This window comes from Corallococcus sp. AS-1-6, from assembly GCF_020037015.1.
Lineage (GTDB): Bacteria > Myxococcota > Myxococcia > Myxococcales > Myxococcaceae > Corallococcus.
On sequence record NZ_JAIQDE010000027.1, the window covers coordinates 131,528 to 143,205 of the forward strand.

The 11,678-nt window shown below is 72.8% G+C and carries 7 protein-coding genes; all 7 read left to right on the forward strand.

What is annotated here, in order from left to right; genetic code table 11:
- Window positions 1-5 precede the first annotated feature (5 nt).
- Window positions 6-1,004: an AAA family ATPase gene (locus K8612_RS30440; protein WP_171423440.1), complete on the forward strand. Its 999-nt coding sequence runs from the start codon at window positions 6-8 to the stop codon at window positions 1,002-1,004.
- Complete coding sequence (locus K8612_RS30445) at window positions 997-2,769, forward strand: hypothetical protein (RefSeq protein ID WP_223764837.1); 1,773 nt, start codon at window positions 997-999, stop codon at window positions 2,767-2,769. The genes K8612_RS30440 and K8612_RS30445 overlap by 8 nt, the downstream gene beginning before the upstream one ends.
- Window positions 2,766-3,752: an ABC transporter ATP-binding protein gene (locus K8612_RS30450; RefSeq protein ID WP_223764838.1), complete on the forward strand. Its 987-nt coding sequence runs from the start codon at window positions 2,766-2,768 to the stop codon at window positions 3,750-3,752. Before K8612_RS30445 ends, K8612_RS30450 begins: the two co-directional genes overlap by 4 nt.
- Window positions 3,749-5,272 (forward strand): ABC transporter permease, encoded by a 1,524-nt coding sequence (locus tag K8612_RS30455; RefSeq protein WP_223764839.1) that lies wholly within the window; start codon window positions 3,749-3,751, stop codon window positions 5,270-5,272. Before K8612_RS30450 ends, K8612_RS30455 begins: the two co-directional genes overlap by 4 nt.
- Window positions 5,269-6,129, forward strand: coding sequence for a DUF58 domain-containing protein (locus K8612_RS30460; protein WP_223764840.1), 861 nt, complete (start codon window positions 5,269-5,271; stop codon window positions 6,127-6,129). The genes K8612_RS30455 and K8612_RS30460 overlap by 4 nt, the downstream gene beginning before the upstream one ends.
- Window positions 6,130-6,376: 247 nt before the next feature.
- The gene (locus K8612_RS30465) at window positions 6,377-8,110 is read left to right on the forward strand and encodes a BatA and WFA domain-containing protein (protein WP_223764841.1); all 1,734 of its coding nucleotides are present in this window, start codon (window positions 6,377-6,379) and stop codon (window positions 8,108-8,110) included.
- Window positions 8,107-10,848, forward strand: a complete 2,742-nt coding sequence (locus K8612_RS30470; RefSeq protein WP_223764842.1) for a VWA domain-containing protein — start codon at window positions 8,107-8,109, stop codon at window positions 10,846-10,848. The genes K8612_RS30465 and K8612_RS30470 overlap by 4 nt, the downstream gene beginning before the upstream one ends.
- Window positions 10,849-11,678: the final 830 nt, after the last annotated feature.

The following is an 11,678-nucleotide window of genomic DNA, read 5'->3' on the forward strand; positions in this document are numbered from 1 at the left end:
ACGACGTGGCAGCGGAGCTTCTGAGTCCCGCCGAAGCGCAGGGCGCGGCGGATGTGGCGTCCCGGCTCAAGGCCGGGCTCAACCAGGTGATGCTCGACCAGGAGACGGTCGTCGAGCAGGTCGTGACGGCGGTGCTCGCCCGGGGCCACGTGCTCCTGGAGGGCCTGCCCGGCCTGGGCAAGACGGAGCTGTGCAAGGCCCTGGCGCGGCTCTTGTCGCTGCCCTTCCGCCGCATCCAGTTCACCCCCGACCTGCTGCCCGGCGACATCACCGGCACCTACGTGCTGGAGGGCGAAGCGCGCCGAGACTTCGTCTTCCGCGAGGGTCCCCTCTTCGCGAGCCTCGTCCTCGCGGACGAGATCAACCGCTCCAGCCCCAAGACGCAGTCCGCGCTGCTGGAGGCCATGCAGGAGCGGTCCGTGACGGTGCTGGGCCAGACGCGGCCCCTGCCCGACCCCTTCTTCGTGCTCGCCACGCAGAACCCCATCGAGCTCGAAGGCACGTACCCGCTGCCCGAGGCGCAGTTGGACCGCTTCCTCTTCCGCATCCTCGTGCCGCCCGTGGGCGCCAGGACGCTGCGCACCCTGCTCACCACGCGCGTGCGCGGCGCGCCTCCCGCGCAGGAGCCGGTGCTGGACGCCGAAGGCCTGTCGCGCCTGTTCGCCGCCGTGGACCGCGTGCACCTGCCCGGCCCGGTGGCGGACTTCATCGGGCGGCTGGTGGAGGCGTCCGACCCGCGTCAGCCCTCCGCGCCGGAGCCCGTGCGCCGCTTCGTGCGTTTCGGCGCGAGCCCTCGCGCGGCGCTGGCCCTGGCCGCCGCGGGCCGCGCGCGCGCGCTGCTCGAGGGCCGGCCCAACGTGGGCTTCGACGACGTGGTGGCCGCCGCGCCCGCCGCCCTCAACCACCGCCTGGTGCTGGCCTACGAGGCGTCGCTGGAGAAGGTGTCCGCGCCGGACGTGGTGCGCGAGCTGCTCAAGGCCACCCCGGAGGTGCCCCGTGGCTAGCCGCGCGTCCCTGGCCTTCGCCGTGCTCCTGGGGGCCCTGCTCTGGACGGGGCTGCCGGGTGCTCCCGGCGGGACGACGGCGTTCGCCACCAGCCCGGCGGTGGAGGCGCGGGAGGCGGAGCCTGAAGGCAGCGGCTACCGCGAGGTGGTGGAGACGACGGAGAGCCTCGCCACCCAGGGCGACCTCAAGGCATCCATGCGCGTCGTCACGCTCGTGCCGGACCGGGGCTACACGCCCATCCAGGTGACGGTGCACAACACCGGCGGCCAGCCGCGCCCGGTGCGCCTGTCCATCCACTCGCAGGGGCGCGTCATGGAGCGCTCGCTGGAGCTGGGCCCTCGCGAGCGCACCGTCACGTGGCTGATGGTGCCCGCGGACCTGCAGTCCGGGACCCTCCACCTGGACTCGCCCGGGATGGACACCGTGTCCCGGGGCTTCTATCTGGACGGCTACCGGGGCGCCCGCGTGATGGTGCTGGGCGACGTGAAGGCCTTCGAGGCCGCGACCGGCCTGAGCCGCGCGTCCGAGAACACGGAGCCGCTCGTCGCCACGCGCTTCGTGGAGCCGCACACCGCGCCGCGCGAGCTGGCGGCCTACGCGGGCTATGACGCGGTGCTGGTGGCGGTGCCGGCGGACCAGGTGCCCGACGACGTCTGGGCGGTGCTGGAGACGTTCGCGGTGACGGGCGGCAGGCTGGTGCTCGACCAGCCCCCCGCGAATCCGCGCCTGCGCTTCCCGCTGCTCCAGGATGAGAAGGCGGAGCTGTCACCCTATGGCTTCGGCTTCGTGCGCCAGTTCCGCGACTGCCGGAAGCAGGCCCCTGGCTGCGGCTTCATCCTCGGGGAGGACGCGAAGCAGTCCCCGGCCGTGGTGGTGCCCGCGGGCCCGCCGCCCCGGTGGCAGCGCTACAGCATGCTCGATGATGGGCGCCTGCCGCTGCTGTCGAGCGCCCGCGCGCCCGTGGGCCGCTTCCTGCTGCTCATCTTCCTCTTCGTGATGGCGGTGGGGCCCGGCGGGTGGGTGCTGGCGCGGCGCAAGGGACCGCTCGCGGTGCTCATCGCCGTGCCCGCGCTGGCGCTCCTCACGAGCCTGGGGCTGGTGGCGTGGTCCGTGCTGGTGGACGGCTTCCGCGTGCACGCCGCGCGCTACAGCCTCACGCTGCTGGACCGCGAGCGGTCCCGCGCGGTGACGGTGGGCCTCAACGCCTGGTACGCGAACCTCGCGGAGGACAGCGTGCGCATGCCCGCCTCCAGCGTGCTGCTGACCTCGGAGTCCTCGTCGGGTCCGGAGGAGCCGCCGCGCCTGCTGGACTGGACGAACGGGCTGGTGGTGAAGAACAGCTTCCTGCCCTCGCGCAGCTACCGCGAGTGGGGCGAGGTCGCGGTGGTGCCCTCGCGCGCGCGGCTGACGGTGCGCAAGGCCGACGGCGGCGTGCGGGTGCAGAACGCGCTGGGGGCTCCCCTCCAGGGCGGCACGTTGAAGCTGGACGGCCGGCTCTGGACCCTGCCGGAGCTGGCGGACGGCGCGGAGGGGCTGGCCACGCCGCGGGAGACGGAGGTTGGTGACGAGGACCTGTTGGGCCTGGCGCACGAGCCGCTCATGCGCTTGCAGGGTGGGGTGACGCCCCTGGTGCGGGAGCTGGACGACGGGACGTTCGTGGCGCGGCTGGGCGGGCGCGGCTTCACGCCCACGGCGGCGCTGGACGTGGAGCTGGAGGCCGCGCTGCACGTGGTGCGCGGTCAGGTCGAGGAGGCACGACGATGAGCCTGCTGGAGGTGAAGGGGCTGCGGCGCGACTACGGGGCGCTGCGCGCGGTGGACGACGTGTCGTTCTCACTGGAGGCCGGCGGCATCCTGGGCTTCATCGGGCCCAACGGCGCGGGCAAGAGCACCACGCTGCGCATCCTGGCCACGCTGGACGTGCCCACCGCGGGCACGGTGCTGCTGGACGGCACGTCGCTGGTGGACGCGCCGGACAGGGCCCGGCCGCTCCTGGGCTACATGCCGGACCGCTACGGCACCTACGACGACGTCACCGTGAGGGAGTTCCTGGACTTCTTCGCGCGCGCGTACGGGCTGAAGGGCGCGCTGCGAAAGCAGCGGGTGGAGTCGGTGATGGAGTTCACGGGGCTGGGGCCGCTGGCGCACAAGCTCACCACGGAGCTGTCCAAGGGCATGCGCCAGCGCGTGGCCCTGGGGCGCACGCTGCTCCACGACCCGAGGCTGCTGCTGCTGGACGAGCCCGCGGACGGGCTGGACCCGCGCGCGCGCATCGAGCTGCGGGAGCTGCTGCGCGCGCTGGCGGATCAAGGCAAGGCGGTCATCATCTCCAGCCACATCCTCACGGAGCTGGCGGAGATCTGCGATAGCTGCGTCATCATCGAGCAGGGGCGCCTGCTGGCCCAGGGCAAGGTGGAGGACCTCTTGCGCCAGAGCGCGGGCCCGTCCCGCGTGATGGAGCTGACGGTGCGGCTGGCCACACAGGGCGACGAGGCCGAGGCGCTCTGGTCGCGCACGGAGCGCACCCTGCTGGAGCAGCCGCGCGTGAAGGACGTGGCTCGCGAGGCCAGCGCGCTGCGCGTGCGGCTGGAGCTGGAGGCGGACGCGGGGCCGGCGCAGGCGGAGGCGGCCGCTGCGGCGCTGCTCGCGGCGCTGGTGTCGCAGGGGCTGCCGGTGTGCGCGTTCAGCCCGCGCGAGCGCAACCTGGAGGACGCGTTCATGACGGTGACGAAGGGGAGGGTGGCGTGAGCACGCAAGCGAGTCCCGCGTCGGGCGCGGCCGAGTCCGCCCCCGCTCCGGGAGTCCCCGCCGCGGTGTCCGACCGGTGGGAGAAGTGGGGCGACCGGCTCAACCCGCTGGTGGTGAAGGAGGTGCGGCAGGGGCTGCGCACGCGCGTCTTCTGGGTGAGCTTCGGGTTGCTGCTCGCGGCGTGCCTGGCGCTGTCGCTCATCGCGTTCGCGAACACGCACGACAGCAACTACACGCGCGAGGGGCGGACGTACTTCTTCTCCTTCTTCGTGTGCCTGGCGCTGGTGCACTTCGGCCTCATCCCCTTCAACGCGTACCGTTCGCTGGCGCGCGAGCGCGAGGACGAGACGTGGTCGCTGCTCCTGCTCACGGGGCTGGGGCCCCGGCGCATCCTGCGCGGCAAGGTGACGTCCTTCCTGGTGCAGGCGGTGCTGTACGCGTCGGCGGTGGGGCCGTTCCTGTTGTTCAGCTACTTCCTCAACGGCATCGACCTGCCCACCATCCTGATGGTGCTGGTGTTGGGCGGCGCGTGGATGGTGTTCCTCACGCTCGTGTCGGTGTGCGCGGCGACGCTGGCGGACAGCCGGATGGGACGGGCTGCGGTGCGGCTGGCGCTGGTGGGCGTGCTGGTGGTGACGTTCTTCCAGGCGCTGACGTTCACCTTCGTGGTGACGAACGAGCGCGGCAGCGGGTTCTCGTTCGACCGGAGCTTCTTCCTGGGGCTGGGCGCGGCGTTCTGGGCGCTCGTGTCGAACGGGTGGCTGGTGTTCGAGACGGCGGTGGCGCGGCTGTCGCTGGTGACGGAGGACTACACGCGCCATCCCCGGCGGGCGCTGGTGGCGCAGGTGGTGCTGACGTTCGTGGGGATGACGGCGATGTGGTGGCTCATGGACCGGGATGACGACATCCCCGGGGTGATGGGCATCCTCGGTGGGCTGCACCTCATCTTCGCCACCCTCTTCATGGCGACGGACGTGGACGGGCAGTCGCGGCCGCTGCGCGCGGGCACCCGGGCGTGGACGCTGTTCAGGCCCGGCGCGCTGCGTGGCTTCCGGCTGTCGGTGCTGCTGCTCGTGGGGTGGGCGGTGGGGTGCGGAGGGCTGCTGTGGCTGTCGGATGGGTCGGCGAGCAGCCTGCGGATGGGGATGGCGCAGGCGGCGCTGGCGCTCTACGGGGTGCTGTACCTGTCGGTGGCGCTGCTGTTGGGGAGGATGCCGCGCTCGGGGCGGTTCGCGTCGCCGGTGTCGGTGCGGTTGCTCTACATCCTGGTGGGAGTCCTGGGGGCGGGCGTGCCGCCGCTGCTGGCGGTGTTCCTGAACCTGGAGGGGCGTGATGAGTTGCTCAACCTGCTCAACCCGGTGCTGGGGACGCTGAACTTCGGCAAGTTCGACTACAGCGACCCGAGCGGTCTCAAGCTGCCGCCGGAGCTGCTCCTGTGCGTGGCGCTGGTGGCGTTCCTGGCGGCGTTCGCCGCGGACCGGGTGCTCGCTGAACGCGAGCGGCGGGCCCACCAGCAGTGAGCGCGAGGTTGGATGAGGCGGAGGTGGCGCGGCTGGCGCCGGGGTTGATCCTGGCGCTGCCGCGCCTGCCGCAGCGGGGACGGGTGGGCGAGGTGCGCGCCACGTCCGCGGGCAGCGCGATGGAGTTGCACGACTTCCGCGCGTACCAGCCGGGGGACGACCTGCGCCAACTGGACTGGAACGCGGTGGCGCGCACGGGAGAGCTGGTGCTGCGCGTGCGGCAGGACGAGGTGGCGCCGCGCGTGGAGGTGGTGCTGGACGGTTCGCGCAGCATGGGGCTGTCGCCGCGCAAGGCGGCGGGGGCGCGGGAGGTGGCGCTGCTGACGGTGGAGGTGGGCGGGCGGCAGGGGCTGACGCCGACGCTGCTGTGGGGAGGGGCGCGGCCGGAGCGGGTGCAGGGGCCGGCGTGCCGCGCGGCGCTGCGAGGGGCGGAGTTCGAGGCGCGGGATGACCTGGCGTCGGCGCTGGGGAGGCTGCCGCCGTTGCGGCCGTGTGGCGTGCGGGTGGTGGTGAGCGACTTCCTCTTCGAGGCGGACCTGGAGGCGCTGTGCGCCCGGCTGTCGCGAGGAGCGTCGGCGCTGTTCCTGGTGCAGGTTCTGGACGCGGAGGACCTGGAGCCCACGGGCGGTGATGGAGCGCGGCTGGTGGACGCGGAGAGTGGCGTGGCGCTGGAGGAGCTGCTGACGGACGGAGTGCTGGCCGCCTACGCCCGCCGCTTCGCGGAGCACCAGCGAGCGCTGCGAAGCGCGGCGGTGCGGGCGCGGGGAACGCTGCTCACCGTGAACGCGGCGGAAGGGCTGCGCGCGCAGGTGGCGGGGCCGCTGCGCGCGTTGTTCATCGCGGGAGGCGGGGCGTGAGCGTCGGTGCGAGTGGCATGGAGCGCGATGGCGGGTGCATTCGCGTGCAGGGGGCGGGCGTGGGTGTGCATGGAGGAGGGCCGCATGGAGCGCCGGATGGTTCGCGCCAGCGTGCACCATGGCGGGTGCACCCTCGTGCGAAGTGTCGTGGGAGGCGGGGTGTGAGCAGCGTGGAGTGCCGGGCGTTTCGCGCCAACGTGCACCATGGCGGGTGCAGTCGCGTGCGAAGTGTCGCGGGGGGCGGGGCGTGAGCTTCGGGCTTCCCTGGGGGCTGCTGGCGTTGGGCGCGTTGGTGCCGCTGGTCGCGGCGTACTTCCTGCGCCGCCGGCAGAAGCCGGTGGTGGTGAGCGCGCTGTTCTTGTGGCGCACGCCGCGTCCTCGCGCGGAGGGCGGACCCCGGTGGGAGCGCTTCACGCGCGAGGCGTCACTGCTGCTGGAGGCGCTCGCCGTGCTGGCCGCCGCGCTGTACCTGGCGGACGTGCGGCTGGGAGAGGACGCTCGCCGTCGTCACCTGGTGCTCGTCGTGGATGGCAGCCTGTCCATGTCCGCGCGGACTCCGGAGGGCAAGACGGTGCTGGAGTACGTGCGCACCGAAGCCGCGAAGCGCGTGGAGTCGGAACGCGCGACCCATGTCACGGTGCTCGCGAGCGGCGTGGCACCCCAGGTCCTCGCTGGACCGGAGGCCGAGGCGTCGCGCGCCCTGGGCGCTCTGGAGTCCTTCGAAGCGCGCGGCCCGGATCATGACGTCACGGCTTCGCTCCTGTGGGCGCAGGAGCTGGCCGGCCCGGGCAAGCGCGTGCACTTCTTCACCGACGCGCCGCCCTCCGAGGACGCGACCGTGCCTCCCTCCGTGCGCTGGACGGCGCTGGGCCGCTCCCAGGGCAACGTGGCGCTGGTCTCCGCGCAGCGGCGCGACGAGGGCGGCCGGGCCACGGTGACGCTGCGGGTCGCTCGCTTCGGAGCGGGGCCTTCGGAGATTGAAGCCCGCGTGCGCGCGGCCCCCGGACCGGGCGCGCGCGAAGGCACCGAACGCACGGAGCGCATCGCGCTTCCGGAAGAAGGTGCCGCGACCGTGCGCCTCACGTTCCGCGAGGCCGGCGACGTGGAGGTGTCCCTGCCGGACGACGCGCTGCCCGAGGACGGACACGTGCGCCTGCCCCCATCCCCCGTGATGCCGGTGGCCGTGGGACTGACGGAGGGCCTGTCGCCCGCGTCGAAGCAGGCGCTGGAGCGCTTCCTGGCGGTGTCGTCCGATGTGGCGCACGGCCCTCCTGTTCCCGGCGCGCCGGTGCTGTCCGTCGGCCCCGCGCGCGCGGAGGCCCGCGTGACGCTGGGCGCGGAAGGACCGCTGCGCACCTTCGTGGGGCCGTTCTTCACGGAGAAGGGCAGCACGCTGATGGACGACGTGCAGCTCTCGGGTGTGCGGTGGACGGCGGGCGCGAACCCTCCGGGGCGCCCGTTAATGACCGCGGGCGAAGCCGTGCTCGTGTCGGAAGAGGAGGGCGGACGGCTGCACCTCAACGTGGACCTGGCGCGCTCCAACCTCCAGCGGACCACGGCCTGGCCCGTGCTCCTGGGCAACGTGGTGCGTGAGGCGCGGCGGCTTCGCGAGGGGTTCCCCCGGCGTCAGCTCAACCTGGGCGAAGCGCTCTCCGTGGTGACGGAGGCCGGTGCGCGCTACGCGCTGAAGGGGCCTTCGGGCCGCAAGCCCGTGTTCGGCGCGGGCGCGCTGAGCCTGCCCGCGCCCACCCGTCCCGGCCGCTACGTGCTGGAGCGCGACGGCCGTGAAGTGGACTCGCTGGAGGTGCTGGCGCTGGATGCTCGCGAGTCGGACCTGCGGGGCCGGGGCAGCGTGGACGTGGCCGCGAAGGAAGCGGGTGAGGACTCGGAAGGGAACAGCGGCCATGAGCGCGCCCGCTGGCCCCTTGTGGTGCTGCTGGCCGCGCTGCTGGCGGACTTCTACGTCACGAGGAAGGCATGACCTTCACCCTTCCCCAGGCGTGGCTGCTGCTGTTGCCGCTGGGCCTCTTCCTGTGGCGCTACGGCCGGAGGCCTGGCCCGCCCATGGTGCTGCGGTGGGCGCTGCTGGTGCTCGGCGTGGGCGCGCTGTCCGGGCCGGAGCTGCGGCTGGCGAACGCGGGCAGCGACGTGGCGGTGGTGGTGGACCGCTCGCGCTCCATGCCGCTGGACGTGGACCGGGTGGCGCAGGAGCTCGTCTCGCTGGTGGAGTCCCAGCGCCGGCCGGGCGACCGCGTGGGCGTCATCACCTTCGGCCGCGAGGCGCGGGTGGAGTCCCCGCTGTCGGAGGTGGGCCGGTTCGGAGGTTTCACGCGGCCGGTGGACGCGGAGGCGTCGGACCTGTCGGCCGCGCTGGACGCGGCGGGCGCGCTCATTCCGCCCGAGCGCACGGGCCGGGTGCTGGTGGTCTCCGACGGCCGGGCCACGGGAGCGGATGCCCGGGGCGCGACGCGGCGGCTGGCGGCGCGAGGCATCGCGGTGGACTACCGGCAGGTGTCCCGGCCGGAGCCCGCGCTGGACGTGGCCGTGGTGTCGCTGGACGTGCCCGCCACCGTCTCCGTGCGCGAGCCCTTCCAGTTCTCCGCCGTGGTGCAGGCCACCTCCGCCGTCACCGGCACCGTGCGGCTGGAGCGCGACGGGAAGGTGCTGGTGAAGGGGCCGTACGACTTCAAGCCCGGGCCCAACCTGCTGCCCCTGCGCGACCTCCTGGAGGAGCCGGGGCTCGTGCGCTACCGGCTCACGGTGGAGGTGCCCGGAGACGGCGTCCCGGAGAACGACGTGGGCGTGGGCGTGCTGCGCGTGGAGGGCCCGCCGCGCGTGTTGCTGCTCACCGCGCAGCCGTCGGGCACGCTGGCGAAGGCGCTGGCGGCGACGGGCATGGCGCTGGAGGTGAAGGCGCCGTTCCACCTGTCGCTGGAGGCGCTCGACGGGGTGGGCGTGGTGGTGCTGGAGAACGTGGACGCCAACGCGTTGGGCGAGACGGGGTTGAGCGCGCTGGCGGACTACGTGGACCAGGCGGGCGGCGGACTGGTGATGACGGGAGGGCGGTCGAGCTTCGGCGAGGGTGGCTACCGGCGCTCGCCGGTGGAGCCGCTGTTGCCCGTGTCGCTGGAGATGCGCGAGGAGCAGCGGCGCGCGTCGGTGGCGATGAGCGTGCTCATGGATTCGAGCTGTTCCATGGGCATGCAGGTGCCGGACGGGCGCACGAAGATGGAGCTGGCCGCCGAGGGCGTCACGGCGGCGCTCACGCTGCTCAACGCGAACGACGAGGCCTCCGTGCACATGGTGGACACGGAGCCGCATGAAATCTTCCCCTTGAGTCCGGTGAGCAGGGGCCTGCCGTTCGACCAGGTGGCGCGGGGCTTCAGCGGCGGTGGAGGCATCTACGTGGGGACCGCCCTTCGCGCGGGCAGCAAGGAGATCCTCCGCAGCGAAAAGCCCACGCGGCACGTGGTGCTGTTCTCCGACGCGGCGGACTCCGAGGAGCCGGGCGACTACCAGGAGACATTGGCGGCGCTGCGAGCGGCCAACGTGACGGTGTCGGTCATCGGCCTGGGAAAGCCCACGGATCCGGACGCGGAGCTGCTGCGCGAGGTGGCCCGGCGCGGCGCCGGGCGCATCTACTTCGCGGAGGACGCGATGAGCCTGCCGCGCATCTTCAGCCAGGAGACGCTCGCGGTGGCGAGGGCCACGTTCGTGGACGAGCCTGCGTCGCTGGAGGCGGCGCCGGACCTGCCGCTGCTGGGGCCGCTGCCGACGACGGGCCTGCCGCAGGTGGGCGGCTACAACCTCACCTACCTGAAGCCGCGGGCGAACGTGGCGCTGCGCACGTTGGACACGAACGCCGCGCCGGTGCTGGCGCTGTGGCCGCATGGCGCGGGGCGCACGGTGGCGCTCACGGCGGAGGTGGACGGCAGGTACACGGGGGAGTTGCGTGAGTGGAGCGCGCTGCGGACGACGCTGGAGGCGGTGGTGCGCTGGTCGATGGGGCGGCCGACGCCGAAGGAGGAGGCGGTGGTGCGCTCGGAGCGCCAGGGCAACCTGCTGCGCGTGACATTGGACCTGCCGCCGGGCGAGCCGATGCCGGGCGCGCTGCCCACGGCGGTGTTGCTGTCGGGCGACGGGCGCTCCGGTGTGGAGAAGCCGCTGCACTGGGAGGACGAGGACCGGCTGGTGGTCGAGTATCCGCTGACGGGCAGCGGCACCTGGCACCCGGTGGTGAAGTGGGGGGGACGCGTGTTGAGGGCGCCACCGGTGGCGCTGCCGTACGCGCCGGAGTTCGAGCCGGGCAGCGCGAAGGAGGGCCTCAAGCTCCTGCGAGCGCTGGCGGCGGTGGGTGGAGGTCAGGAGCGGCTGTCGATGACGGGCCTGTTCGCGGAGGCGCCGGAGTCAGAGGGCCGCGTGGCATTGGCGCCCTGGCTGGTCGCGTTCGCGCTGGCGGCGATGCTGGCGGAGGTCGCGGTGCGCAGGTTCCTCTCGGCGCCGCGAGTGCGAGCAACGCGGGAGAGGCCCATGAAGGAAGCCATCGCAAGTGAGCCCATGGCAGCACCCCGCACGGACGTGAAGCCCACCACGACGCCGCCCAGGCCCGTCCAGGATGAACCCGCCGAGCAGAAGCCCGAGCCTCCGAAACCGCCCGCTGGGGTGGACTCCGCACTGGAGGCCGCGCGAGCGCGGGCACGGCGTCGCACGGGGCGCTGAGCCGGCGTGCTCGTGCGCGCGAGCATGAGCACCGCGCCAGGTCTCTTGATCCTCACGCTGTCCACAGGGGAGGGAGCCCCCGCTCAGGCTTGCCCGGCAGCGGTGCACCCCAAGAACCTGTCCGACAGTCGGACAAGTTTGGATGGCCTCGGCTCACGGGAGCTTCCGGTCCACAGGCCGCAGAAACCAGTCCGACAGTCGGACCAGTTTACAGGCCCTCGGCTCACGAGAGCTTTCGGTCCACCCGGGCACAGCGGAAACCTGTCGGACAGTCGGACAAGTTGGAGGCCCTCGGCTCACGAGAGCTTCCGGCCCACCTGGGCGCAGCGGAAACCGGTCCGACAGTCGGACAAGTTTGGAGGCCCTCGGCTCACGGGCGCTTTCGGTCCACTGGCTGCGGAAGCCACTCCGACCCGTCATAAAGGTTTGAAGGACCTCTGGTGAGTTGCTGGTCCACCCGAGCCGTGGAAACCGGTCCGACAGTCGAACAAGTTGGAGGGCCTCGGTTCACGGGAGCTTCCGGTCCATAGGCCGCGGAAACCGGTCCGACAATCGGAACGGATTGGAGGGGCTCGGCTCATGAGCGCACCTGGGCCGCGGAAACCTGTCCGACAGTCGGACAAGCTCAGGGGGTTCGGGTCGGAGCTTCCGGTCCACCCGGACACTGCGAAGACCTGTCCGACAGTCATGCAGGTTTGGGAGATCGCTGGTGAGGGCTGCTGGTTCATCCGGGCAACGGGAACTTGTCCGACTGGAGGTCTGCGCGGAATAGCGAGGCCAGTTGGCCGGCTGCCAAGCGACAAGGGGGACAGGAGCTTCGAGCACAATGC

What these genes read in the sequence shown, in the direction of transcription:
- K8612_RS30450 (WP_223764838.1), top strand. Translation starts at nt 2,766, where the DNA reads ATGAGCCTGCTGGAGGTGAAGGGGCTGCGGCGCGACTACGGGGCGCTG.
- K8612_RS30470 (WP_223764842.1), top strand. Translation starts at nt 8,107, where the DNA reads ATGACCTTCACCCTTCCCCAGGCGTGGCTGCTGCTGTTGCCGCTGGGC.